Raw genomic sequence first — 26,436 nt, 5'->3', positions numbered from 1 at the left:
AGCCAACGTGGACGCCTCGGGGCCGTTCACGGAAGATGATCAGCTGCGTTGGGCTTGCCAGATTCGGACGGGTGCTGGACGCGTCACGGCGCTCGCGAAGTGGGTGTGGGGATCACCCCCAGGGCGGCGTGGCTCAGCGTCGGATAGCGACGACCTCGACCTCTGCGTTCATCGCGCGCAAGCGACGTGCCGACTGGAGGAGGGAGACCTGGGCGAAGGCGAAGAGGGAGTCGACAGTGATCTCCTTTCCGTCCTTGAGGAGGATGGCGAGCACGACCTTCAGCGTGCCGAAGTCGCTCAGGAGACGGTGCTCGGGAGTACGGTCCGCAACCTGCCCCAGGAAGGCGCTGCGGATGGCTTTGTCGCTGCGCAGGGTTTCGACGGCGGTGACCGCCTGGGCGAAGAGGTGGTTCAGCGGTGCGGTGCCGTTGCTGCTGGTGGCCTTCTTGACGCAGATCAGCTGGTTGTCCGGGCCGAGGACATCGCAGACCTCCAGGCCGCCACCGTTGAACTTGTCCGTGACGATGTTCTTCTTGTCGAAGAGGAGGTAGCCCTCCTGGCCTGCCGCCTGCTTGTTGTACCAGTCCTCATCGTGAGAGTCCCGCCCCTTGGCGTTCGGTACTCCCTTTGGCCAGGCGGGCAGTTGGACGCTGGCCGACTTGCCGAGCAGTTCCCGGAGCTCTTCCTCCAGCGTCTCGAGGAATCCGGCTCCCACCTCGTACCACTTTCCGTGGCCGTAGAAGTACCGCACTGTTTCCACAGGGACGTCCGCGATGAGCCACTCCTTGCCGGTGGTCGCGGCGCTGGCCGGCGTTTTCAAGTCGTCGTCGCTGAACATGACGACCCGGACTTGGCCGAGCGCCTTGAGGCGCTCTCCCTCGGTCTTGTCCGAGACGAAGCCGAGGAGGACCGGAAGGTCCAGGTCGGTGACGTCGATGCTGCGGCTACCCGAGCTGATCCGGAACGCCTGGGCGGAGCCGAAGCCCTCCTGGCAGCTCTCCGGAACTCCCAGCGTGAGCCGCGGGTGAGTAGGGTCGGCGAGCATGCGCTCAAGGACTGCCTGGGCGTCCACCGCCTTGCGGCTGCGCTTGTCCAGCGTACGGAGCCGATCGACGAAGCCCAGTTCGGGCAGCGGATCCGGGCGCGAGCAGACCTCCTCTATCGCGCGCAGGTCGTTGAGGAATTCCTCCGGGGTGGTGGCCAGCGGCAGCTTGATGGTCGACTCGGAACACTCGACTCGAACATGCTTGGAGCTACCGGCGGGCAGTGAGGTCAACGGGATGCCGCTGACCGTTCCACAGATGCGGCGGACGACTGCGCCGAACCGGTCGAGTCCGAAGCCGTCGATACGCTCTCCCCGGGCGACGGAGTACTCGTCGACGCGCCCTCGTCCGTCCATGATCTGGTTGCGCACCTTGATGATGCCGTCCTCGTCGAGGCAGCGGGTGGCGAACTCCAGGCCGAACTCATCATCACGGTAGTACGGGTCCAGCATGTGCTGGCCGACCCCGTAACTCAGGGCGTACAGGCCGCGCTCGGTGCGCATGAGTACCAGGCCGGCAGCAGAGTGATTCCGTTCGTTGACCTCCAGGCCGGTGATCCGTTCGACGGCCGGGCACCAGTCGGCGCGGTCTCGGGGGATTCCTCCGTTCACCAGCAGGCCGGTGACGCCCTCCCAGGCGAACCCGCGGACCTGGTAACCGGGTCTGTCGAGATAGTGGGGGCGCACAAGAGTGCGGAGTTCCACCTCGCCACCGTTGGGAACAGAGAGCCGGTGCAACGTGGACTTTCGGGTGCCGGTACTGCTCTTCTCCTTGGCGGCCACGTCATGCTCCTTTGAGTCGAGGTGCCGGAGGTCGGTGCCGCGGGGTCGTTCTCCTCGATCCGCGTGACTTCGTGCCCACGCCCGGTTCTCCTCCGGTGCGGTGGTTGTGTGCGGCGGAGTCCTTGGCGCGTGACACCCAGTGAACAGGAGCTAGTTAACGCTGTCAACTGAATGTAACTTGGAGATCCGAGCGTGAACGGTGTACGGTCGCGTCATGACCGGAGGAAACGAGGCGCCCGATGCCACGGCGACCGCTGCGGAGATCGCGCGGTTGGCGGGCGTGACGCGTGCTGCGGTGTCCAACTGGCGCAGGCGTCGTTCGGACTTCCCCGCGCCCGTAGGCGGCACCTCGGCGAGTCCCCTGTTCTCGCTCGCCGAGGTACGGCAGTGGCTGGACGGGCAGCGCGACGGGCGAGAGGTCAGCGGGGAGGTCCGGCTCTGGCAGGCGCTGCGCGGTGCCTACGGCGAGGAAATGGCCGGGGCGCTGGCTGCTCTCGGGGAATATCTCCGGGGCGATGCGGAAGACCTTGCCGACCAGGCGGCCCGAGAGGCGGTGGACGGGCTGGTCGCCGACCGGACGCCCACCGAGGTGATGGATGCTCTGGTCGCCCGTCTGCTGGAGTCCACCGCGCGCGCCGCGTTGGACGGGGCCTCGACATTGCGACTGTCTCGCGCGGTCCGAGAATTCGCTGGTGAGACCTCAGGCACCGTCTTTGACCCTGCGTGCGGCATCGGCTCGCTCCTCGTTGCGGTGGGCGGCGGTGCGGTCCAGAACAGGCTGGGGCAGGACACGCAGGCGGATGCGGCACGCGTAGCCCAGGTGCGTGCGGCCTTGGCTGCCACTGGGGCGGCGGCGCCGGTTCAGGTGGTGGTAGGCGACTCATTGCGGGCTGACGCGTTCCCTGATCTCCGCGCGGACCTGGTCGTGTGTGAGCCTCCGACGGCCGTGGCCGACTGGGGTCGCGAGCAGTTGCTCGTCGATCCGCGTTGGGAGGCTGGTGTGCCGTCGCGCGGGGAGAGTGAACTCGCCTGGCTTCAGCATTGCTACCACCACACGGCACCCGGCGGGCGAGCCGTGGTGGTCCTGCCGGCATCGGTCGCCCATCGCCGCTCCGGTCGCAGAATCCGTGCGGAGTTGGTGCGTCGCGGCTGCGTCACCGCGGTGGTGGCTCTACCGCCCGGCCTCGCTGCCAGTCACGCACTTCCGCTACACCTGTGGCTGCTGGGCCGTCCCTCCTTCCCCGGGCGGGCGGCGGGGACTGTACGGATGGTGGATCTCAGCGCAAACAGCCCAGACGGGCCGTGGGACCCTCAGCCGCATCAGGAGGCGGAGGTGCCGCTGATCGATCTGCTGGACAACGAGGTGGACCTCACTCCCAGCCGCTACGTACGTGAGCCGGAACCCGACTACGCGGTGGAGTACGCAAAGCTGCGTGAGGATCTGGACAGGCGCCTGCGCCTCCTTCGGGCGCTGCTTCCCGAGCTGCCACCACGTGGCCGGGCCGACGCCCTGGACGATGGCGTCCCGGTGGCGGTGAGCGACCTGCTGGCCGCCGGCCTGGTCAGCCTGGACGGTGACGAGCTCACCTCCGTCAGCGATCAGTTGGACCCCGACTACGTGCGTGGGTTCGCTGGCAGCGCGGCGAACGTCCGTCGTAGCACGTCCTCCTCGGGTACGTTCCGAGCGGACCTGCAGGCGGCGCGCCTACCCCGCATGGATGTTGAGCGACAACGCCGCTACGGCGACGCCTTTCGCTCGTTGGGCGCGTTCGAGCGCGAACTCGCCGAACTCGCCAGCATGGGCGACCAGGCTGCGCGGCTCGCCCGTGACGGCCTCACCGGCGGCGCACTCGATCCGCCGCCGACCCGTAACGGCGGGAACGCCGAGCACCAAAGCACGACGACCAACGGAGACGCCGCAGTGGGGCGAGAGGACAGGACACTTTGAGCAAGAACCAGGAACTGGCCGATTTCATCTGGTCGGTGGCCGACCTCCTGCGCGGTGACTACAAGCGCTCGGAGTACGGAAAGGTCATCCTGCCGCTGACGGTGCTGCGCCGACTGGACTGCGTCATGGCTCCGACCCGCCAGGCGGTGTGGGACCGGGCGGCCTCCTACACCGGAGAGAACAAGGACGGACTGCTCCTGGCGGCGTCCAAGCTGAAGTTCTACAACCTGTCCGAGCAGACCTTCGACACGATTAGCAGTGACGCGGCCAACGTGGCGAAGAACCTCAAGGACTACATCCGGGGGTTCTCCTCGGAGGCCACCGAGATCATCAACCGCTACGAGTTCCACCTCCAGATCGACCGCCTGGACAACGCCGACCTGCTCTACCAGGTGGTGCGGAAGTTCGCTGGCCTGGACCTGAGCTTCGAGGCCGTGGACAACCACGACATGGGCTACGTCTTCGAGGAGCTGATCCGCAAGTTCGCCGATGCCTCCAACGAGACCGCCGGTGAGCACTTCACCCCTCGCGAGGTCATCGAGCTCATGGTCGAGCTGCTGCTCGCCCCGGATGACGACCGGCTGAACGGAGAGGGCCAGGTCGTCAAGATCCTCGACCCGGCCTGTGGCACCGGCGGCATGCTCTCGGCAGCTGAAGAGCACATCCGCAAGCTGAACCCGCGCGTGCGCGTCAACCTGTTCGGACAGGAGCTGAACGCCGAGTCGTACGCGATCTGCCGCTCCGACATGCTTCTGAAGGGCCACACGGCCAAGAACATCCGCTTCGGCAACTCCTTCAGCCAGGACGGCCACGACGGCGAGACCTTCAATTACATGCTCGCCAACCCGCCCTTCGGTGTGGAGTGGAAGAAGGTCGAGAAGGTCGTACGCCAGGAGCACGAGGACCGCGGATTCGACGGCCGCTTCGGAGCCGGCCTGCCGCGGATCAACGACGGCTCGCTGCTGTTCCTGCAGCACATGATGAGCAAGATGCAGCCGCTCAAAAAGGACGCGGCGGGCGACGAGGTCGGTGGCACCCGCTTGGCCATCGTTTTCAACGGTTCCCCTCTTTTCAGCGGTGCAGCGGGGTCAGGCGAATCGGAGATCCGCAGGTGGATCATTGAGCACGACTACCTGGAGGCGATTGTTGCCCTCCCTGACCAGCTCTTCTACAACACCGGCATTTCCACGTACTTCTGGATCGTCACCAACCGCAAGTCAGACGACCGCAAGGGCCGCGTAATCCTCCTCGACGCCCGCGACCAGTGGACCAAGATGCGCAAGTCTCTCGGCGAGAAGCGCAAGGAGATCACGCGGGCTCAGATCGGACACATTTGTACGATCTACCGTGACGTGTTGAGTATCGCTGGCGACGAGACCCATCCGGATCATGGGCGCGTGAAGGTCTTCACCAACCGGGACTTCGGCTACCAGCGCATCACTGTAGACCGGCCCCTCAGGCTTCGATTCGAGCTGACCGAGGACAGCCTTGCCCAGCTCGGTGCGTCGGCCGCCGTGAAGAAGGCTGTGGGAGGCGAGGCTGTGGTCCAGCTGCTAATTGCTGCGCTCAAGCCGTTGATCGGTTCGCAGTGGTCCGCAAAGGCTGAGGCATGGGATGCCCTGCGGGCGGCCATGGTGGCTGGGGGTGTGCTGTGGCCCTCCGTCGCACCGTTCCAGAAGGCCCTGCGCGATGCCGTAGGAGTGACCGACCCAGACGGCGAGGTTCAGCTCATCAAGGGTAGGCCTGAACCTGACCCCGAACTGCGCGACAACGAAAACGTACCGCTGGGCGAAGGCATTGACGAGTACCTTGCGCGCGAGGTACTGCCACATGTCCCTGATGCCTGGATCGCAGAGACCCGCAACCCGAAGACGAAGGAGGTGGAGCGGTGCAAGGTGGGGTACGAGATCCCCTTCGCCCGCCACTTCTACGTCTATACGCCGCCGAGGCCGCTGTCGCAAATCGATGCCGAGCTGAAATCGCTGGCGTCGGACATTCAGGACATGCTCGGGGAGGTGGCTGGATGACCTGGCGCAGCGTACGACTGAAGCACCAGTACCGCGTGATCGATTGCCGCGCAGGAATGGACCAGCCTCCATTGCTGGCTGTTTCGATCCACCACGGTGTCGTCCCGCGTGATTCCCTGACCGATAAATTGCCTCGTGCTGAAGACCTGAGCCACTACAAGGTGTGCCTGCCCGGAGATATCGTCCTGAATCGGATGCGGGCATTTCAGGGGGCGATTGGGATTTCTCCAGTGCGGGGTCTGGTGAGTCCGGACTACTTGGTGATGAGACCGAACCGTGATACGGACGCGAGGTATTTGCATCATCTTTTCCGATCTCATTGGTTTGTTGGTGAGATGATTTCGCGGCTTCGCGGAATTGGTGGCACCGAGAGTGGTAGTGTCCGCACGCCGCGAATCAATTCGGAAGACCTTGGCGACATTTCCGTTCCCCTACCGGCCTTGGAAGAGCAGCGGCGCATCGCTGACTTCCTCGATGCCGAGTCCGCTCAGATCGATCGACTGGTGGAATCTCAGCAGCAAATCTCTGCCAAGCTGACAGAGCGGAGGGTGGCTGGCGTCATTGCCGCAGTTACTGGGGCGCACCATCCTGACCGGAGGCGATCTGGGCTCGCGTGGTCAGCGACTCTGCCAGGCGATTGGAAGGAAGTTCGGCTGGGCCTGGTGGCACGCATGGGAAGCGGCCATACTCCCAGTAGATCTCATCCCGAGTGGTGGATTGACTGCACTATCCCGTGGATTACAACAGGTGAAGTCAGTCAGGTTCGCGACGATCGGCGTGAAGAGATCACCGAAACTCGTGAGAAGATTAGCGAGCTCGGTTTGGAAAACAGTTCCGCCGAACTCTGCCCGGCTGGCACCGTCGTCCTGTGCAGAACCGCATCTGCGGGCTACTCGGCCGTCATGGGAACGGAAATGGCGACCAGTCAGGACTTCGTCACCTGGATTTGCGGTCCACGTCTGGATCCGTACTACCTACTGTGGTGCCTGCGCGCCATGCGCCAAGACCTTCTCGGGCGTCTTGCCATGGGCTCCACGCACAAGACCATCTATGTGCCTGACCTTCAGATGCTGCGCATTCCTCTTCCTGGTCTGGCGGAACAGCGTCGAATCGTGGAGGAGATCCGTGATCAGAACCGAGACATTGACCGGCTAGCGGATGCTGTAAAGCGCCAGATCGCGCTTCTCGTGGAGCGCCGCCAAGCACTGACCACCGCCGCCGTCACTGGCCAGCTCGACGTCACCACAGCCCGTCCGACGCACAACTAAGACTTCTGAGGGGGATTCAGGTGGACGACGCCCGCGTGTACACCGAGAAGGCATTCGAGAATGCGGTGGAAGCGGCGCTAATGCGTCGCGGGGGCCGCAACGGCCGGGGATGGCAGCGCGGGCTGTCGAACACCTACAACCCCACGCTCGGCATCGACACCTCCGAACTGGCCGCGTTCCTCGGTGCGTCGCAGAACGACGCGTGGTTGGCGCTCCAGGCGGCGTACGGCGAGGATGAAGAGCAGGCCATCGGCCGGTTCGCGAAGCGCGTGGCGCGGGAGATCGACTCGCGCGGCCTGCTGGACGTGCTGCGTCGGGGCGTGAATGACCGCAATGTGAAGATCCAGCTTGCCTATTTCCGCCCGGCGCACACCCTCGCTGCCGACGCCCTGGTTGAGTACGACGCCAACCGGCTCACCTTTGTGCGCCAGTTCCACTACTCCGTCGCCCGCCCGGCCGACAGCCTCGACATGGCGTTCTTCCTCAACGGACTGCCAGTCGCGTCGGTGGAGTTGAAGAACGGACTGACCGGCCAGACCGTCGAGGACGCCAAGCGGCAGTACCGCCGCGACCGCGACCCGAAGGAGCTCTTCTTCGCAAAGCGCAGCCTGGTCCACTTCGCGGTCGATCCGACGCTCGCCTTCCTGACGACCCGCCTGGCCGGCGACGCCACCCGCTTCCTCCCCTTCAACACCGGATCCGGTGGCCCTGGCCAGATGGGCGGAGCGGGAAACGTCCCGGCCTCGACTGATGGGAAGTACCCCACCTCCTACCTTTTCGACGAGGTGTGGGCTAGGGACAACTGGCTGGAGCTGCTGCAGCGGTTCCTGCACGTCGAGGACGCCGCCGCGAAGGCTGGTCGGGCGCCGTCGCACAAGCCGGGTAGCGCGCACACGCAGCCGTTGATCTTCCCGCGGTTCCACCAGTGGGACGCGGTGCGCAAGCTCATCGCACACGCGGCCCGCCACGGGGCGGGGGAGAACTACCTGATCCAGCACTCCGCCGGCTCGGGCAAGTCCAATACCATCGCCTGGCTCGCGCACCACCTGTCCAGCCTGCACACCTCCCACGACCCTGGGCAGATCGCACCCGCCGCGCTCGCCTCTGGTCTGGGAGCGAACAAGCTGGTCTTCGACAAGGTCATCGTCATCACCGACCGGCGGGTACTGGACAAGCAGCTCCAGGACACCATCTACCAGTTCGACCACAAGGCCGGCGTGGTCGTGCGGATCGACGAGAACTCCCAGCAGCTCGCGGACGCGTTGACCGGGCCGACGGCCCGGATCGTGATCACCACGGTGCAGAAGTTCCCCTTCGTCCTGGACAAGGTCGCGGGGCTGGGAAGTCAGCGCTACGCAGTGATCATCGACGAGGCGCACTCCTCACAGGGCGGGGAAAGCGCGGCGGCCTTGAAGAAGGCGCTGGGACGTCTTGGCTCGGACGCGGTGGACGAGGACGGTGACCCGCTGACGGCTGCGGCCCTGGCGCGCGGCAAGCAGCCGAACCTGTCCTTCTTCGCGTTCACGGCCACCCCCAAGGCGAAGACGATCGACCTCTTCGGCACGCCCTACGCCAATCCCGGCTCGGGGGAGCAGGAGAAGGGGCCGTTCCACGTTTACTCGATGCGGCAGGCCATCGAGGAGGGCTTCATCCTCGACGTGCTCGGCAACTACATCACCTACGCCACGTACTTCAAGCTCCAGGAGGCCGCCGCCGAGGAGGCGGAGCAGCAGGTGGACCCGCGTAAGGCGCGCTCGCGGCTGGTGCGGGCCGCGCTGATGTCGGAGGCGTCGATGGCCTCCCGGGCGAAGATCATCGTCGACCACTTCCGGTCGCACTCCAGCCCGCGTCTCGGCGGCCGGGCCAAGGCGATGGTGGTTACCTCCGGCCGTGACCACGCCGTACGGCTCTACCAGGCCATGCGGGCCTACATCGACCAGCGGGGCTTCACCGACTGCGGCACCTTGGTCGCGTTCTCCGGGGCCCTGACCCTCGATGGGATCGAGTACACCGAGGCCAAGCTCAACGGCTTCCCCGAACGCGAACTGCCGGCACGTTTCGGCTACACCCGCGCGGACGACCCGAACCCGCCGTCCGTCCCCAAGCCCGAGCACCGCATCCTCGTCGTCGCCGAGAAGTACCAGACCGGCTTCGACCAGCCGCTGCTGACCACCATGTACGTGGACAAGATCTTGGTGAAGCTGGCCGCGGTGCAGACCCTTTCCCGGCTCAACCGCACCCACCGGCTCAAGACCACCGAGGACCTCTTCATCCTCGACTTCGCGAACCGCCCCGAGGACATCGAGCAGGCTTTCCAGCAGTACTACGAGGCGTCGGTCAGCGAGCCCACCGACCCCAACCTGCTGTTCGACCGCGAAAGCGAGGTGATGGCCTATCAGCTCTTGGTGGAAGCCGAGATGGACGCCTTCGTCACCGCGTACTTCGCAGCCTTCCAGGGCGGCTCGGCCACCGACACCGCCATCATGAAGGCCCACGCCCGTCTCTACGGTTACCTGCAGCCGGCCCTGGACCGCTTCAACGCCCTCAACGCCACGGAACCGGACACCGCCGCCGAATTCCGCCGCGCCCTGGACTCCTACACCAAGGCGTACGGCTGGCTCTCCCACGTCATCGGATTCGAGAACCTCGAACTGGAACGGCTCTACCAGTACGGACGCTTCCTGCTGCGCCGCCTGCCCGCGCCCGCCCGTAGCGCTGGTGCCGACATAGGGACGGCCGCCCCGAGTCACATGCGCATCGCTCAGACGGGCACCCCGGAGCTGCGCCTGGAGGCGGCGGGCGCGCAGGTACTGCCTGGCCTGGTACCCGAGGCGGCCGGAGCAGTGGCCGAGGCGGAGGAAATGTCTCTGGCCGAGGTGATCCAGTCCGTCAACGACGAGTACGGGACCGGGCTCTCCACCACCGACCAGATCCTGCTCGGCCAGCTCGTGGTTGCCGTCAGCGAGGACCCCGAACTCCGGGCCATCGCCCTGCACCAGGACCAGGAGGTCTTCGGCGGGGAGCTGGAGAAGGACCTCGACCGGATCGTCATCGACCAGGCGGCGTCGAATGACGCCCTGATGGTCCGCTACTTCGACGACGCCGACGTCAACCGCCTGTTCAAGCAGGTCGCGACCCAGCAGGCGTACCAGCTCATTCGACGCCCGGTCCGACGTGAGGCCGAGCGCCGGGCCACCGAGCAGCGGGCAGCCGAACTCAAGTCGTCCGGAAGCCATCGGGCGGAACCGCCGACCGCATAGCCTGTGCTCTGCAGCACATCGGGCAAGAGGCCGAACGGGGTGGTCACGCTCCGACCACACGAGAGAGGGACCTCGCATGGTGCAGGGCGGCACGCCGAGCTTCGACGCCGGCGTACCGGCCCGCGTGATCGCGGGTCGGTACCGGCTGCACACGCCCATCGGCGCGGGCGGCATGGGCGAGGTCTGGCAGGCGTACGACGAGCGCCTGGACCGCCGGGTCGCGGTGAAGATGATGTTGGCCGAGAGCCCGGTCCCGCCCGGGTTCCAGGGCGCGGCCTTCGAGGAGACCCTGCAGACCCGCCGCGCCCGATTCCTGCGCGAGGTCCAGATCACCGCCGGCATCGAGCACCTGGGCGTGCCGGCCGTCTACGACACCGGAACCGACGAGGCCAGCGGACGGCTGTTCGTCGTCATGCAGCTCCTGCAGGGACGCGAACTGCAGACATTCATCGACGAGACCGACTACGAAAGCGAGACGGTCCCCGTCTCCTGGGCCGCGGCCGTCGGCGCCCAGATCGCCTCCGTCCTTGACACCGTGCACCACCACGACGTCGTTCACCGCGACATCAAACCGTCCAACCTGATGCTCACCCCCGGAGGCGTGGTCAAGGTCCTCGACTTCGGCGTCGCCGCCCTGCGCGGAGTCGGCACCCTGCCCCGCCTCACCCAGGTCGGCATGACCGTAGGCACCCCGCCCTACATGTCCCCGGAGCAGAGCCTGGCCAACGCCGTCGGCCCCGCCGCAGACGTCTACGCCCTCGCCTGCGTGCTCCACGAACTCCTCACCGGCAAGCCGCCGTTCACCCCCGACGACAGCCGCTCCCACATGTGGCACCACGTCCACACCTCGCCCCCGCCCATCCGCACCCTGCGCCCGGACGTGCCAGCCGAGATCGAGAAGCTCCTGCTTGCGATGCTCACCAAGGAAGCCGAACAGCGCATGGACGCGATGGAGGTCTACGACACCCTCCTGCCTTTCGTCCATGCCGCCACCGGTGCCCCCGCCGCGACCGACGAGGGTATCCTCGACCCCCGTCTGCCGTTCCTGCGGCCCTTCGGCGGCCGGGCGTCCAGCCCCAGTCTCGCCTCCTCGTACACCCCCACGCTCGTCGTTCCCTCGCCGCTCGCGCCCCCGCCAGCCGCCGCACCGCAGGGGCCGGAGCCAGGCCCCGCCGCACTGACCGAGCACGAGGCGGACGCGGTCTCCGACAGGGCAGCGCGACTGGCTCAGGATGGCCAGTTCACCCAGGCAGCCGACGCACTAACCGAAGCCATCGCGAGAGCCGCTGACCCGGAGCTCAAAGAAGGCATGCAGTTCAGCCTCGCCCAGGTGAAGTTCCTGGCCGGAAGCCACCGCGAGGCCCTCGCGCTCTTCGAGCCGCTCGCCCACCACTACACCGACCGCTACGGCGACCACGACGAGCAAGCCCAGCTGTGCTGGTACTACGCCGCGCAGTGCCGGATGGAACTCGGCGAGGCCACCGCAGCCATCCAAGCCTTCGACCGCGTCGTGGAGATCACGCCTGCTTCCGATAGTGAAGACGCAGTCAATCGCCACCTGGATGCCCTCGCACGGCTCATGAGCCTGCATGCAGCAGCGGAAAACCTTCCCCAGGCACTGGAGGTTGGTGGTCGTCTCCGGTCGGAAACCTCCCATCTACGGGGAAACGATTGGCCGGGGCTGGCGCAGATCGACGCCTATCTCCGCCGCCTTCGCCAGGACCTGGGCTAATCGGCTGGGGGAAGATCTATCGCGCCATTGATCGGCCCCGCGCCTTGGAAGCTAATAGAGCAGTAGACCTCGGTCTCGCCCCGGGCACCAGGCTCGCCGACCGGATCGCCGCCTATACAGGTGCAGTTAGAGAATGGGTCCCGAAGAATCGACCGTGCTTTGCAGCAGGGAGGTAACGGATGGTTAGAAAGACAGTCGAGATTGAGTACGAAGAAGGCATGCAGCTTGGGCGATCAAGAGACGGTGATGGCGCATCGAGCCCAAATCTGTTCACCCCTGGCTCGAAAGGGGTTAAGGGGCAAGTCAAGATTTATGACATTGGCGAGGGTGAAGGGGGTTCGCTGACGGACTCGCCGCCGGTCGTCCGCGTCGCCAGCGAGTATGGGGCGGATTCCCGAGGGCGGGAACGCTTGGAGCCCCAGGAGATAGTCGAGCTCCTGGCTATTCTCGTCGAAGTTGCGGAGAGGGCTGCGCCACACCTCAAGAGATGGTGGAATGATCAGCTCCGCCCGTTCGTGAAGTCGACGCGCAGCAGACTTGCCCGGACTGGCAAGGATGAAAGTCGAGCCATCAGGCCTGAGTCGTCCGCCCTGGTCGAATCTGTGTCTTCAGAGGATTTGCGAGAATTGGTTGCCGAGCTCGAAGGGCATAGAGTCGCCATGCGTGGCGTGGAGGCGCGCGAGCGATTCGTTGCAGCTCTAGTGGCCAGGCTGTTTAGCGAAGAGCAGTTCAGAATTCTACGCAATGCGCGGATCGAGGATGAAGATGGCTCTTCGCGGCTGAGTGGCGTATTGGAGACCCTCACGCCCAAGCAGGTTGAGGACAGCATCACGCTGATGCTTGAGGCCAATCCGTCGTTGCTCGACGAAGCGAAGCTGGCTGAAATCTGGAAGATCCTCGGGGGAATCCAAGTCGAGCGGCTGCCTTCGATTGAGATGCGAAACGATGGAAAAGGTGCTACGTCTGACTGACGGTGGAGTTTGGTCCTACCGTCGAAGTGCTGAGACCCCATACCCACGCTTCTGCAGTGCAGTGCAGTGCAGTGCAGTGCAGTGCCGACGTCGAGCGGCGGCGAATCCGAGTATTCTTTCCTGTCTATCTTGAACGGAAGCGCCGGTCTTTGACATGTAGATTCTTGTGCGTATCACCTGTCGGAACTGGCTACTGTGAGGCAGGCACCCCGGAGGCCAGGGCGGCGACAAGGGCGGCAGTGGGCACGGCGGCCGTGAGTGTTTCTGATTTAGCTGCTTCGTGGTAGGCCACAAACCGCATGCCATTGGTTTGCAGGCGGTTGTAGTAGTAGCAGTCGCTGTTTGCTCCGAAGGCTGCTGGCTGCAGCTTGACCAGCGGGGCAAGTGGCAGTGCGCCGCCGCCCTCGCGGGAGACGAGGTATAGGCCGTCTTCCTCCAGAGCCAGGTTGCTCGGGAACTGCTCCTGTTTGAACGGAGTGTTTGGGCCAACGGCCAGGTCCACCTCATGGTGGAATACCCCGTTCCTAATCCGAGCCCCACCAGCGCGTACGAGAGGAAAGTCCAGCCAGCCGGCACCGATCAGGTTACGCAAGGTGTGCACGTGGCCGGTTAGGATGCCGAGCTGCTCCCTAAGGGAGTCCTCGCTGGTCGTACCCGAGTGGCCACTCCATGTGTTGCGTAGATGGATCACTTCTCCGAACAGGTTCGTGACGTCGGTGCTCAGGAGGGTATCCATGAAGTCGGGTGGCGCGTCGGCGAAGGTTGCCCGCACCCGTGCCTGCTCGTCGGTGTCGGTCCCGGCTACCGCGGTGCGGTACCTCTTGGTGAGGCGTTGCAGCACGATATGCCAGACACCGAGGCTGGCCCTTTCGGGGGAAAGCCCCACTTTACTGAACTGCGCAGCGAGGGCGGGGAGTTCCTGCTCGAGGCCTGAACGGTCCTGGAGAAGGCCTGACAGGAGGACAGTGGCGTGGAACTGAATAGTGGCGTCCCAGTAGTGGAACATCTGAGCGTGGCGGGCGTGGAGGTTGCTGTCACCTTTGGATTCGTAGGCCCACAGGGCGCTGGCCATGGGGAAGGGCAGAGTTGCCGCCCATTGGGCTAGGTCTGCCGAGGGGATGAGGCGGCTCGCCTCCCTGTAGATATCGGAGCGCTTCCTGGGGTCGTTCCAGAGCTCTCGGTGCGAGTCGACAAGGTGACGGCGGGCGGCGCCCAGAGCTCGCTCTGTGCGGGCCATGTCGCGCTGGACAGGCAGGTCTGGCAGGGCGATCAGAAGGTCGTCTGCCATGCGCCAGGCTTGGGTGAGATTGAAGCCGCGAGGGCTGACGTAGCTGTCGCTGCCGGAACTGGCGGCCGCCGAGCGCAGTTTCCGGCCTAGTGGGGAGTTGAGCCAGCCTGCGAGGTAGTCGGCGTCGGCGTGCTTGTCTCTAGTCTGGACAACGAGGATGCGGTTGTCGGGAGCGACTTCCCCCGGATCCCCGGTTACTGCGTCCAGGTGCGGTTCGATGGGGAGGATGAGTGCTGGCTCTCCTGAGGCGGATGACAGTATGGCCGGGCGGTCGGCTGCTTTGGCTGAGGGGACGTAGCAGATGTGCTGAGCGAGCTCGGTCAGACGGGCGGTCTTCCAGCCGTGCTGGGTGAGGTCGCGCAGCGCGCGCGGAGGTCGGTCGGTTCGGAAGACGCGGTCTACATCGAACATCGTGAGCTGTGAGTTCGCCACGTCGCTCACGTCCGGTGGCGTTGTGACGTAGCGGGCATTGCGCCACGTTTCGATGGAGGACGTGACCGGCAGCAGTATGGTGAGCGACGGCACATGGCCCTGCCCGGGCTTGCCGGTGGCTGCAGTGGTGTCGTGCATGACGTTGACTCGACGGAATGAGAGATCACTCGCCGAGGCTGTCCTGCTGTAGGGCGTCGGCTTCGGTTGCTTCAGGCTTCGTGACAGCTCATCTAGGGCCGCGTCGCTGATGGTACGGCGCTCAAGCCGGCGCGAGCGCACGTCCTCGTAAAAGCCGCGGAGGTCGATGAACTGAACCTTCCGCCGACGCGCCTTGGGCTTGCCGTTGGAGAAGACCAGGGCGAACAGCCGGATGCTTGTGTTCGCGCTGAGTCCTTCGGGCAGAGCGACCACAGCGTCCAGGAGATCTTGCTCCAGCAGCCAGGTACGTATCGCGCCGCCGCCCGTGTCAGACAGCGGCCCTGTAGCGGTGAACATAATCCCTCGGCCGCCACCGTCCGTCGGGTCTCGAAGCTTGCTTAGCAGGATCTGGGCGAACAGCAGGGAGGCATTATTGGGCTGCGGCAGACCAGCGGGGAATCGTCCATCCAGGCGCTCAGCCTCAGCTGAACAGGACGCTAGGCTGCTGTGCCACGACATGTTGTAGGGGATCTCGGCCACCGTGTAGTCGAACTGGCGGCCGGGGAAGGCGTCCTCTTCGAGAGAGTTTGACAAGCTGAATGCGGCGTCCGCTCCGACAAGGTAGGCGTGTGCCCGGGCGCGCTGAACGGTGGATGAGCTGATGTCCTGGCCGGCGATGCTGACCGGCACGCCTGCCTGATCTGTCAGAGACTCGGCGACATCGAGCGCCAGAGTGGCGGACCCGCACGCCGGGTCATAGAGATGCAGCGCATCCGTGCGGCCTCCGCGCTCGTAAGAGGTCAAGGTAGCTTCGGCGACCTTCACCAGAGACGCGGAGGTGGCAAACTCGTCGTGTTGGTGCACAGGGCGCAGCAACGTCCTTGCGTAGCGCCGGATCTGTGCCGGGGTGTAGGTCTGTAGCAGCTCCTGTTCGCCTTCTAGCGTGGGATCCAGCGCAGGGTTGAGCTTCCTCACACGCTGGGCTGCAAGCTGCATAATGTCGATTTTGGGAGCTGGCAGGCCGGTGGCGCGGGTTCTCCAGTCGACGGCATTCCACAGCAACGAGTCAGCCAGTTCATTAGAGGAGAGCCGGCCTCGGAGGGAGTCGAAGAGTCTCCACAGGTGCTGGTCAACTGTCTGCTGCTCGTCCGTCACAGAGCCCCCGGGGGTGTAGGTGCGGGGCCCCGGGTGACCGGAGCCAGTGCGCTGGCTGTGCTGTTCCACTGTAAGGGGGGCAACTTACCGAAAGCATCGGCTGCGTGGATGCGCTGTTGGGCCGCCGCTGAGTTGGCAGTGCTCGTGGACCTGATCTGACCTTGCTCAGACCTGATGACGTGCGAGCTGGCATCTCTCTACATGTGAATCCCGGCTACGCCAACCGGCGAGTGCATCGGATCCTTGGAGCCTCTGAACATCGCGCCGCCGGAGGAAGACCATGGCTCCCCACCCGCACCACAGCCCCAGTCGGGATCAGAAGCTCGACGACGGTAGGGCGGATCAGCGGCGCGGATCCGCGTCGGATCCCGTGGGCCGTTTCCACGTGGCGCGACAGCAAGGTGGAAGGCCCATTGCGGTGTCCGCGTGGCGCATTACAACCGAGGACCATGCGATCGCTGACGCTGTGGGCGGGCTCTATGGGGGTGCGCCGCAGTTGTTGGACGCCGGCGACGAGCATGCCGTCGAGGTCCTGACTCGCCGCGATCACATCCCTGTCTTGCTGGGTGGCCGCGGGGCCGTCTCGCTTCGTATGGTGATGCGCGGAGCTGGTGAGACTTTCCATGTCTGCGACGGAACCCGATTCCTGGAGCCAGCGGGCGCACGCGGATCGCTGTGCGGATGTCCGGCGAGCCTGGCTGAACGCAAGGCGGCAGCCCAGGCAGGTCGCGGGCCGACGCCGGAGATCCGAGTCGACTTCCGGCTGGCGGACCTTCCCGAGCTGGGCGTGTTCTCCCTCGCGTCGACTTCGTGGGAGTTCGCTGCCGAGCTGCCTGTGTTGGCTGCCGCCCTGGAAGCGGCGGCTGTTCCGGCCGTGGGTGTACTGCGGTACGGACTGGTGGAGTTCACCACGCGCTCCGGGATCGCCGTGAGCTACAGGCGGCCGATCGTTGAGGTCGGCAGGACCCAGGTCCTCACCCAGAACGCTGTACGACTCGCGGCGTGACGCCGGTCGGCTGGTTGTCGGCGTCGTGCAGGTGAGGCCCCGAATTTAATCGGTGGTGCCGCGCCCTGGGGTGGGACTAGGGTTCTGCTCGTTCCAAGGCGCGGCTGTGTCGTTGCCGAGGGCACGGTGTTGGTTCGTGCGAGAAGAAGCAGGAGGTGAGGACATTGATGACTGTCACGGTGACGGGCTCTGCCCGCATTCAGGAGTTCATCGTTCCCACCCCTGTGGTCTCCGGCTGACACCCATTCGATCCCGCGCGCTCGGAGCGCGCCGCCGGGGCCACCCTTCGAAGGGTTCCCCTTGTCCAACGCTTCGCTCTACCCGTTTTCCTCTTCCGCTGTCCAGCACCCGCTCGCCGTCTACGGCTGGGACGAGGGCTGGGAGGCCGAGTTCGCCCCGTACGCCGCCCAGGGCCTGGTCCCGGGCCGGGTCGTCCGGGTCGATCGTGGCCAGTGCGATGTGACTACCCCTGACGGTGTCATTCGTGCCGACACCGCGTTCGTCGTTCCTCATGACCCGATGAAGGTCGTGTGCACGGGGGACTGGGTCGCCGTCGACCCTGAGGGCAGTGACCCCCGGTACGCGCGGACGATCCTGCCTCGGCGGACTGCCTTCGTGCGGTCGACGTCCTCCAAGCGGTCCGAGGGCCAGGTGCTGGCCACTAACATCGATCACATCGTCATCTGTGTGTCGCTCGCGGTCGAACTCGACCTCGGGCGGATCGAACGGTTCCTCGCGCTCGCGATGTCCAGTTCGAGTGGTGAGGCACTGCTGCGTACGTCGGCGGACTCCTGGGAGAGCGGGGCGCAGCCCCTCGTCGTCCTCACCAAGGCCGACGTCGTCCCCGACGCCACGGGGCTGTCCTACCTCGTCCAGGACGTGGAGACCGTGGCACCCGGGGTCCAGGTGCTGCCGGTCAGCTCCGCCACCGGTGAGGGGGTCGAGGTGCTGGCCGCCATCGTCTCCACCGGCACCAGCGTCCTCCTCGGCATCTCCGGAGCGGGCAAGTCGACCCTCGCCAACCGGCTCCTGGGCGAGGACGTCATGGACGTCCGGGCCACCCGGGACGCCGACGGCAAGGGCCGCCACACCACGACCACCCGCAACCTCCTGCCGCTGCCCGGCGGCGGAGTGCTCATCGACACGCCCGGTGTACGGGGTGTGGGGCTCTGGGACGCGGGCCACGGCGTGGGCCAGGTGTTCTCCGAGATCGAGGACCTGGCCGCGGACTGCCGCTTCCACGACTGCGCCCATGAGGCGGAGCCGGGCTGCGCGGTGCTGGCCGCCCTGGAGGACGGCAGCCTCGACCACCGCCGCCTGGAGAGCTACCGCAAGCTCCAGCGCGAGAACATGCGCATCGTCGCCAAGACCGATGCGCGGGTACGGGCGGAGCTGCGCCGGGAGTGGAAACTCCGCAGCGCGGAGGGCAAGGCCGCGATGGAGGCCAAGCGCGGCCGCGTCCGCTGACCCGCCCGCGGAGCCCCGGTGCGGGACGCGGCCGTTCGCCGCGTCCCGCACCGGGGGCGCGGCTCAGTCGGCCGTCCCGGGCTTGGTGCCCCACACGTAGATGCTGTCGTCGATGTCCAGCAGCATCCACAGGCTCGCGGCGTCGTCGACGGTCAGGTTCACACACCCGGCCGAGCCGCCTCCGTCGAACAGGTCCCCCGGGTGGCCGTGCAGGGCCTGGCCGCCGTCGAAGAACTGCGCGTAGGGCATGGGCGCGTCGTCGTAGAGCGTCGAGACATGGTCCTTGCTGCGCCAGTAGATCGTGTGCCAGCCGGGCCGCGTCTCCTGCGCGTCGCGGCCTGTCCGGATCGGCACCGGCCCGAAGTCCACCCGGTCCCCGCTCTGCACCCACAGCAGCTGGCGGTCCATGTCGACGCAGGTGACCGTGAAGGAGCGGACGGGGCAGTCGCCCGCCGCGTTGGGGTCGGGCGCCGCCTCGGCCGCGACCATCGTGCGGTAGGTGCCGAGGTCGGCATAGCCGTCCGTGCGCGAGGTGCCGTAGTCGGCCTGGAAGGCACGGATCGCCCGGCAGTCCTCCGGGGACTGCCGGCCGTCCACCGGCCGGTCGAGATACCGCTCCAGCGGCCGCTGGTAGGGGCCGGTGGGCGCCGTGCACGCGGAGGCGTCGCCGGCGGGGGCCGCGGAGGCGGCGGGTACGGCGGCCGCGCACAGCAGTGCCGCGGCCGCCGAGGCGGCCGCGGCACGGGGGAGTCGGGCAGGGCGCACGTCACAACCTCCTGGAGAGAGCGCCGGGGGCCCTGCCAGTCCATCAGCTGCCCGGTCCGGCCGCCCAGGCGTGGGCGGCCGAACCGGTGAGGGGACGAGTCCGGGGCGAGGTGCTACACCCCGTGCCGGCCGTTCCCGCCCTTGCCGGGCTTGCCGGGCTTGCAGTCCTTGCCCTTGCAGGGCTCGCCGCGGGTGTTGCCGATCGCGACGGCCACGCCCGTGGAGCTGTTCTCCTCGGTCACCTCGTACGGGCCGGAGACCGGGTTGTCCGGCAGCACGTACCCCTCGGGCACCGCGGTCTCCCGCAGGTAGTACGCGCCGAGCGGCAGGTCCTCGAAGGAGCAGGTCCCCGCCGTGTCGGTCGCACACCCGGCGTCCTGGAGGGTGTCCGGGGCGGTGCCGCCCGTCTGCAGGCCGGCGGTGCCGTTGGACTCGCGCCACAGCTCGAACACGGCGCCCGCGAGCGGTCGGCCGTTCTTGCGGTCCGTCTTCACCAGCTCGATCGATCCGGTGGTGGCGGTGGTGGGGGTGTTGGCTGCTTCGGTGCGGACGCCTTCGTCGGCGTTGTCCTCGGTGAGGGTGAGGGGGCCGAAGGTGTTGGGGTCGGGGAGGTCGTAGCCGTCGGGTGCGGCGGTCTCCTCCCAGTAGTAGGTGCCGGGTGTCGTGGTGACGGTGCAGAGGCCGTCGGTGTTGGTGGTGCAGGTGGTGACGGTGGTGTCGGGGTCGGTGCCCTCGGTCTGGAGTCCGGGGATGTTGTTGGTTTCGCGCCAGAGGGTGAACTGGGCTCCGGGCAGGGGGTCCTGGGTGTCGAGGTCGGTCTTGAGGATGCTCACGTCGCCGGTGGTGGCGGTGGTGGGGGTGTTGGCTGCTTCGGTGCGGACGCCTTCGTCGGCGTTGTCCTCGGTGAGGGTGAGGGGGCCGAAGGTGTTGGGGTCGGGGAGGTCGTAGCCGTCGGGTGCGGCGGTCTCCTCCCAGTAGTAGGTGCCGGGCGTGGTGGTGACGGTGCAGAGGCCGTCGGTGTCGGTGGTGCAGGTGGTGACGGTGGTGTCGGGGTCGGTGCCCTCGGTCTGGAGCCCGGGGATGTTGTTGGTCTCGCGCCAGAGGGTGAACTCGGCCCCGGCCAGCGGTTCCTCGGTGTCGGCGTCACTCTTGAGGACGCTGACCTCGCCGAGCCCCGGCTCCTCGCCGCACTCCGGCAGGTCCCCGTTGAACGGGTACGCGTGCAGCTCCTGCCCGCCACCGCCGGTGGCCGCACTGGTGTGCGTCAGCGAACCGGTGGTGAAGAAGCGGCCGTTGATGCCCGGCAGCTCCACCGTGGTCATGGAGGACTGCTCACCCATCAGGAAGCTGCCCTGGAACTGCCCCGTGCCCGTCAGCTGCACCGAGGTGGCGTCCGGGTAGTTCCACAGCAGGCGCTCGCGATAGGCGTTCAGCGGGTCGGTGTCGTCGGCGATCCCGCCGCTGTAGGTGTTGAGCACCCGGTCGGTGCCGAAGACGTTCACCAGGATGGTCGCGTCGTCGGGGATGTTCTCGAAGACGACGCCCTGCTGCGCGCCCGCCGTGCCGACCATGTCGAAGTCGACGTTGAACACCTGGAGGCGCGAGGTGCCGTCTCCCGTGAAGGTCGTCTGGAAGATCTGGTTGACGGCCGTGCCGGTCGGCGTGCGCTGCTCGCCGTCCACCCGCGCGTAGCACTGGCTGGCCTCCGACAGCTGGTCGCGCAGCGCGAGGTAGGGCGCGGCCGCCTCGTCGTCCTGCACGAGCGTCCCGGTGAAGTCGCCGTCGGCCGTTCCCGCGTGCCGGATGGTGCCCTGCTCGCCGAGCACGCCGCCCGTCGTGTCCAGCGTCTGCCCGTCCGCCACGGTCACGTCCCCGCCCGTGGTCAGGAAGTCCGCGTCGGAGGGCGGGGGCACACGGGAGCCGACCCCGACGATGCCCAGGTTGTAGACGCTGCTGATGCCGGCCTCCTTGTTCTGGTCGAAGTCGTCGAGCACGACCACCCGGCCCTCGGCCTCCGCGGCCCGGCCCCGCACCAGGAAGTCGTCACCGACGAAGATGTTGATCGCGGCGTCCCGGCCGTTGAACTCGGCATCGTTGTTGATCGGCGGGAACGGGTCCGGGCAGTCGCCGGGTACGCAGGGGCCGAGACCGCCCGGGAGCGGCGCGGCGGCGGCCGGCGCCGCGCCGAGCCCGAGGGTCAGGACGGGCATGACCGTGGCCAGTACGGCGCAGGCGACGCCGGTCGAACCGGCGCGCGAACGGAGCGCGGTGAGGCGCTGGGAGATGGGTCTCATACCGGGCATCGTCGGGAGCGCCGCTCCGGCGGGGCGGTCGTGACACGGGTGGTTGACCTGATTCCCGGACCCTTCTCACTCCAACGGTGCGCCCGGCTTGCGCGGCGGTGAAGGCCCTGGTCCGGGGCTCAGGCCGTGACCGCCACCCCGACCCAGGCGGCCACCACCAGCAGGCACCCGAAGAGCTCCACCAGCACGCTCGTCCCCCCGGCCCGCATCAGCGCCCGCGTCGAGGCCTTCGCCTGCCCGTGGCCCCCGAGCCGCCGCCGCTCGCAGAGGTAGGTCCCCCCGACGAAGCCCGGCAGCGCCCCCGCCACCGGTACGACCACGAAGCCGATCAGGGCGCCCAGACCGGCCCACACGGCCGTGCGCCGGGTGACGCCCGCTCCCCGCAGGCGGCGCTGCGGGAGCAGCCACACCACGGCCTGGGTGAGCAGCAGCACCACGGTCGCCCCCACCAGCAGCGCCCAGGAGGGCCCCGAGAGCTCGTGCAGCGACCACCACAGGACCGCGGCCCACACCAGCCACGGTCCCGGCACGCCCGGGACGAGCACTCCCAGCAGGCCCAGCAGCATCACGCTGCCGACCAACAGCTGCTGCCACACGCCCATCTGCCCAGCGTGCAGGAACAACCGCCCGCCCGCCCGGCACGGGCACCCTCCCGGGGCCGTCCCGTCCGGGCCCGGGAGGGAGCCGGGGCGCACGGCTGCCCGGACGGGGCGCCCCGGCGACCGGGTCAGGGCCCGGGTGCGGACTCGGCCCCGGTCCGGGTGCGGACTCAGCCGTGGTCCGGGTGCGGGCTCAGCCCCGGTCCGGGTGCTCGCGGGCCACCCAGCCCTCGGCGTAGGCGTGCCAGCCGAGCTGGAGCCGGGTCGTCACCCCGGTCAGCTCCATCAGTCCCTTGACGCGGCGCTGCACCGTACGCAGACCGAGGTCCAGCTGCTTGGCGACGCTCGCGTCCGTCATCCCGGCCAGCAGCAGGGACAGCACCTGGAGGTCCAGGGCGTCCGGGCCCGTCGCCACGGCCTGCGCGACCCGGCCGCCGTCCTGAAGCCTCAGGGGCAGCGCGTCCCGCCACACCGCCTCGAAGAGGCCCACCAGCGACTCCAGCAGGCCGCTTCCGTGCACCACCACGGCCGCCGGCTCGGAACCCCGTCCGGTCAGCGGCACCATCGCCAGCGAGCGGTCCGCGACGACCAGCTTCGTGGGTACCCGGTCGACCACCCGGACCTGTTCGTTGCGCCCGAGGGCCGCCGTCAGCTCGCCGACCCCGCCCGGGAGCGCCAGCACCTCCCGCTCGACCACCACCCGGTAGGACACGCCGCGCCCGGCGGCCTTCTCCTCGGCCTCGTTGTCCGTGCCGCGGACCGCGACCGGCTTGCCCGTCACCAGTGCGCAGACCTCGCGCACGGCCCCCAGCTGCAGCTGGGCGAAGCGGTGGCCCACGGCGCTCGCCCCGCTCACCACCTCCACCAGGTCCCGCACGTCCGGCTCCGCCGACCCCGCCGACTCCGCGCGGTACTCCTGCGCCAGCACCGCCGCCGCCAGCTCCGCCCGCTCCAGCTCGTGCCGCTGCTGGGTCAGCAGCGCCCCCAGCGCCACCCCGGGCGGCGCGGCCACCCACCGCCCCGCACCCGCCGAGGACGGGGCCGCCAGGCCGTGCTGCTCCAGGCGCCTCAGCGCCCTCTCCGTCTCCGCTTCCGTGAGTGCGAGCCGGTGCGCGAGATGGCCGATCTCGGCCGCTCCCAGCGCGACGAGCGCGCGGTAGGCCGTCTCCTGCCTCTCGTCCAGACCTATCGCTCCCAGCACTGCCTGACCTCCCCTGGTGCCACTGCCGCCACCGCGGACCTCCCCTGACATGGGCGCCGTCCCTGCCCTGGCGGAAATCGGCCACGGCGTAAACCCGCCAGGCGACATCATCCCCGCAGCGGGCGGCCGTCTGCCAAGGTGGGCGCCACCGCGGAGCCGAGGAGTTCCGGATACGCGGCATTCGTCCCTGTTCGCGGCCCGGCCCGGAGGTGAAGGCCATGCGCCCGTCACCCCGACCCGCACGGGTGGTGCCCCGGTCCTCGGGCCGTCCCGCCGCGACGCGGTGTTGTTCGCGTGATACCCCGCGGAAGGGCGCAGCGGACCCGTGGACACGGCAGAGGGCCGACACTCGCCGTGCCGCCCCGCCGGGCGCCCCCGCCCACCGGCTCGTGGTCGGCGCAAACGCCGTGCGCTGACCACGACGGGTCCGCCGGGCGATCTTCCCGTGGGGGGTTGGGTCGCCTGGCGGACCACCTGCGCCGCCGCCGGGGCCCCATGCGTCGTATTGCCATTTTTCGGCGGACACCGTTTTTCCGGACGGCGGGCGGTGGAAGATACCGGCATGAGCGATCAGGGGGAGAGGCCGCCGGTCGGCCCGCGGTCCGAGGACGAGTGGTGGCGGCGGCTCTACGAGGAGAGCGCCCCGGACACGGGCCCCCCGCCCGCCCCGGCCGGCGACAGCCTGGACGACCGCTTCGACTCTGCCGCCGGTGCCCTGTCCCGGACCCCGGAGGGGGCGGGCGGGCCGCCCGCCGGGCCGGGGGCCCCGGACCCCCGCGTCCCCGGCCGCGCCGCTGCTCCCGGGGAGCCCCCGCCCCCGCCCGCCGCGCCGCCGCCCCCGCCCGCCGCTCCCGCGGGGGCCGTCGGAGGTGCGGTGGATCCGGCGGACCACCCGCCCGCCCGGCCCGCACCTCCCGAGGTGCCGCCTCCCCCCGCCCGCCCACCGGCCGCGTCCCCCGGGCGGGCGGGCCCCGGGGACGCAGCCGCCCGCGAGCGGCGCCCCGGGACGCCCCCGCCCCCGGCACCCACGCCGTCCCCGGCATCCCCGCCGTCCCCGGTGCCGCCGGAGCCGGCCCGGGAACCCGCCGCAGGGGCCGCCGTCCCCGGTGGCCCGGCGCAGGGGGCGGGGCGCACCGAGGCGGAGCCGCCGGGTGCCGTGCCGCGGCCCCGGGTCGAGGTGGTGGGGGCGGGACCGCCCACCTACGAGCCCGAACCCACCGCGCTCCCCGCCGCCGACCCCCTGGCGCCGGACCGGGTCGTTCCCGACACGGTCCTCGACGGTGCGCGCTACGGCACCTACACCCTGCGCGCGGCCTCCGTGCGCGGCGACTCCGCACGCTTCCGGGGCGCCCCGCGCAGCGACGCGCTGATGACCGCCCGCTTCGGGACCGGGGAGGGCGCGCTCGTCCTCGTGGCCGTCGCGGGAGGCAGTCGGCACACCGGTCATGCGCCGTTCGCGGCCGCCGAGCTCTGCCGCCGGATCTGCACGGCGATCGGACGCAGCCACGCCCGGCTCGCCGACGACATAAGGGCCGCTCGCCGCGACGACCTGAAGTCCGGCCTGCACCGGCTCACCGACCGTGGCTACGGCAGGCTGCGCTCCCGGGCCGCGGAACTCGGCATCGCCCCCGAGGAGTACACCGCGGGGCTGCGCTGCCTGCTGCTGCCCGCCGACCCCCGGTGCCGCACCCGGGTCTTCTTCGGTGTCGGACCCGGCGGGCTGTTCCGGCTGCGCGACGGAGCCTGGCACGACCTGGAACCGTCGGCCCCCGCGACGGGCGGGCCCGTCGTGGGCTACGGCTCGCCCGAGCGGGGCCCGGTCGCCCGTGACGTCCCGGAGGCGGGCCCCGGCGGAGACCGGCTCACCCTGGACCTGAACGTCGCCGCACCACCCGGCGCCCCTGCCGGGGACCCGCTCCCGCCGCCCGCCGAGCCGTTCCGCTTCCGTGCCTCGGTGGCCCGTCCCGGTGACACCCTGCTGCTGTGCAGCGGCGGGCTCGCCGACCCGTTCCGGGGCGAGGCCGCCCTCGCCCGTGAACTGGCACTGCGCTGGGCGGGAGCGGAGCCGCCCGGCATGGCGGAGTTCCTGGCCGACGCCCAGCTGCGGGTGAAGGGCTATGCCGACGACCGCACCGCGGTGGCGGTCTGGGAGGCATGAGGCCCCCGGCGGCCGCCCGGCATGGCCCGATCCGGCCTACGCACCGTCCGCCGCCCTGAGGCCCGCCTTCCGGTACCGGGGAATCCCATGCGTGGCGTTCCGCCGGTGGGGCATGCATCCCGTGAACGTCTACGAACCATGAACGGACACGCAGTGCGGACTCGGCCCGAGTGGGGGGAACATGACAGGACGTCACGGGGGCACCGAAGTGCGGGGACGGCTGCACAGGAGACTCTGCAGCGGTGACCTCACGGCCGTGCCCGAGGTCCGCCACGCGTTACGCGATCTGCTCGGCAAGTGGCCCGAGCCCGGCGCGGACGCCGCGAGCCCCGGTGCCGACCACACCGTGGACGCCGTCGACGTGGCGGAGCTGCTGGCCAGCGAACTGGTGACCAACGCCCTGATCCACACCGACCGGGGCGCCGTGGTGACGGCAACGGTGGAGGACCGCCGACTCCATGTGGAGGTCCGCGACTTCGTGGCCGGACTGCCCGTGCGGGACGCCCCCGACCCCGATCCGGGGCGGGCGCCCGAGGATCCTCCGCTCGGCACCTCGGGGCGCGGACTGATCCTTGTGGAGAGCCTCGCCGACGCCTGGGGGGTGCGCACCGCGCAGGGGGTGGGCAAGGTCATCTGGTTCGAACTGCACGCGGGAGCGGCCTAGCTCGTTCCGGCCGACCGGCCGACCGACCGCCTGCCCGGCGCGCGATGCCCCGCACGCACACTCGCTGCGTTGCCGGAGCCATCCGCGTACGTCCACGGCGAGGCCGCCCCTCCGCCGTGCGAGGGCACGCACCGGACGCCGCGCACCCCGCCCTGTGGTCGGACGGCGCCAGGTCCCGGTCGCGGCCCGGCTCCGGCCGCCCGCGGTGCGCGCGTACGGCGGACCGGGC

Annotated in this window: 16 protein-coding genes; 10 read left to right on the top strand and 6 right to left on the bottom strand. The window is 68.6% G+C overall.

Annotated features, from left to right (window positions below):
- Nucleotides 1–133 precede the first annotated feature (133 nt).
- The gene (locus tag ACGF15_RS03070; RefSeq protein ID WP_392796705.1) at nucleotides 134–1,825 is read right to left on the bottom strand and encodes a DUF6119 family protein; all 1,692 of its coding nucleotides are present in this window, start codon (nucleotides 1,823–1,825) and stop codon (nucleotides 134–136) included.
- A gap of 214 nt (nucleotides 1,826–2,039) precedes the next feature.
- On the opposite strand from ACGF15_RS03070, the gene ACGF15_RS03065 reads away from it, so the two are divergent.
- From ACGF15_RS03065 to ACGF15_RS03040, 6 genes are all read left to right on the top strand, one after another.
- Nucleotides 2,040–3,773 carry an N-6 DNA methylase gene (locus tag ACGF15_RS03065; RefSeq protein WP_392796704.1) on the top strand — a complete coding sequence of 578 codons (1,734 nt, stop codon included), beginning with the start codon at nucleotides 2,040–2,042 and terminating at the stop codon, nucleotides 3,771–3,773.
- Nucleotides 3,770–5,800 carry an N-6 DNA methylase gene (locus ACGF15_RS03060; protein WP_392796703.1) on the top strand — a complete coding sequence of 677 codons (2,031 nt, stop codon included), beginning with the start codon at nucleotides 3,770–3,772 and terminating at the stop codon, nucleotides 5,798–5,800. The genes ACGF15_RS03065 and ACGF15_RS03060 overlap by 4 nt, the downstream gene beginning before the upstream one ends.
- Nucleotides 5,797–7,068 (top strand): restriction endonuclease subunit S, encoded by a 1,272-nt coding sequence (locus ACGF15_RS03055; protein WP_392796702.1) that lies wholly within the window; start codon nucleotides 5,797–5,799, stop codon nucleotides 7,066–7,068. The genes ACGF15_RS03060 and ACGF15_RS03055 overlap by 4 nt, the downstream gene beginning before the upstream one ends.
- Nucleotides 7,069–7,148: 80 nt before the next feature.
- Complete coding sequence (locus tag ACGF15_RS03050) at nucleotides 7,149–10,328, top strand: type I restriction endonuclease subunit R (RefSeq protein ID WP_392796701.1); 3,180 nt, start codon at nucleotides 7,149–7,151, stop codon at nucleotides 10,326–10,328.
- A 76-nt stretch (nucleotides 10,329–10,404) separates the two neighbouring features.
- Nucleotides 10,405–12,060 (top strand): protein kinase, encoded by a 1,656-nt coding sequence (locus ACGF15_RS03045; protein WP_392796700.1) that lies wholly within the window; start codon nucleotides 10,405–10,407, stop codon nucleotides 12,058–12,060.
- A gap of 179 nt (nucleotides 12,061–12,239) precedes the next feature.
- Entirely contained in the window at nucleotides 12,240–13,031 is a 792-nt protein-coding gene (locus tag ACGF15_RS03040; protein WP_392796699.1) for a hypothetical protein, read from the top strand.
- A gap of 190 nt (nucleotides 13,032–13,221) precedes the next feature.
- Here the strand turns inward: ACGF15_RS03040 and ACGF15_RS03035 are convergent, their stop codons facing one another.
- A complete protein-coding gene (locus ACGF15_RS03035; RefSeq protein ID WP_392796698.1) occupies nucleotides 13,222–16,044 on the bottom strand; it encodes a class I SAM-dependent DNA methyltransferase in 2,823 nt (940 codons plus the stop codon).
- A 280-nt stretch (nucleotides 16,045–16,324) separates the two neighbouring features.
- Between ACGF15_RS03035 and ACGF15_RS03030 the strand changes: the two genes are divergently transcribed.
- Both ACGF15_RS03030 and rsgA read left to right on the top strand, forming a co-directional pair.
- Nucleotides 16,325–17,050 carry a hypothetical protein gene (locus tag ACGF15_RS03030; protein ID WP_392796697.1) on the top strand — a complete coding sequence of 242 codons (726 nt, stop codon included), beginning with the start codon at nucleotides 16,325–16,327 and terminating at the stop codon, nucleotides 17,048–17,050.
- Between the two features lie 300 nt (nucleotides 17,051–17,350).
- Entirely contained in the window at nucleotides 17,351–18,517 is a 1,167-nt protein-coding gene (rsgA, locus tag ACGF15_RS03025; protein ID WP_392796696.1) for a ribosome small subunit-dependent GTPase A, read from the top strand.
- Nucleotides 18,518–18,580: 63 nt separating this feature from the next.
- Here rsgA and ACGF15_RS03020 read toward each other — a convergent pair whose 3' ends face one another.
- The 4 genes from ACGF15_RS03020 to ACGF15_RS03005 form a co-directional block, all read right to left on the bottom strand.
- On the bottom strand, nucleotides 18,581–19,282 hold the full coding sequence (locus tag ACGF15_RS03020) for a L,D-transpeptidase family protein (RefSeq protein ID WP_392796695.1): 702 nt from the start codon (nucleotides 19,280–19,282) through the stop codon (nucleotides 18,581–18,583).
- Nucleotides 19,283–19,395: 113 nt separating this feature from the next.
- The gene (locus ACGF15_RS03015) at nucleotides 19,396–21,576 is read right to left on the bottom strand and encodes a SpaA isopeptide-forming pilin-related protein (RefSeq protein WP_392796694.1); all 2,181 of its coding nucleotides are present in this window, start codon (nucleotides 21,574–21,576) and stop codon (nucleotides 19,396–19,398) included.
- A gap of 128 nt (nucleotides 21,577–21,704) precedes the next feature.
- Nucleotides 21,705–22,187 (bottom strand): DUF456 domain-containing protein, encoded by a 483-nt coding sequence (locus tag ACGF15_RS03010; protein WP_345609209.1) that lies wholly within the window; start codon nucleotides 22,185–22,187, stop codon nucleotides 21,705–21,707.
- Between the two features lie 190 nt (nucleotides 22,188–22,377).
- Entirely contained in the window at nucleotides 22,378–23,385 is a 1,008-nt protein-coding gene (locus tag ACGF15_RS03005) for a helix-turn-helix transcriptional regulator (protein WP_345609207.1), read from the bottom strand.
- 562 nt (nucleotides 23,386–23,947) lie between these two features.
- Between ACGF15_RS03005 and ACGF15_RS03000 the strand changes: the two genes are divergently transcribed.
- Both ACGF15_RS03000 and ACGF15_RS02995 read left to right on the top strand, forming a co-directional pair.
- Complete coding sequence (locus tag ACGF15_RS03000) at nucleotides 23,948–25,543, top strand: protein phosphatase 2C domain-containing protein (RefSeq protein ID WP_392796693.1); 1,596 nt, start codon at nucleotides 23,948–23,950, stop codon at nucleotides 25,541–25,543.
- Nucleotides 25,544–25,799: 256 nt separating this feature from the next.
- Nucleotides 25,800–26,207 carry an ATP-binding protein gene (locus ACGF15_RS02995; RefSeq protein WP_392796692.1) on the top strand — a complete coding sequence of 136 codons (408 nt, stop codon included), beginning with the start codon at nucleotides 25,800–25,802 and terminating at the stop codon, nucleotides 26,205–26,207.
- The last annotated feature ends 229 nt before the right edge of the window (nucleotides 26,208–26,436 follow it).

It is taken from the genome of Streptomyces sp. NPDC048001, assembly GCF_043203115.1.
Lineage (GTDB): Bacteria > Actinomycetota > Actinomycetes > Streptomycetales > Streptomycetaceae > Streptomyces > Streptomyces sanyensis.
This window is presented reverse-complemented; position numbering and strand designations above follow the sequence as displayed.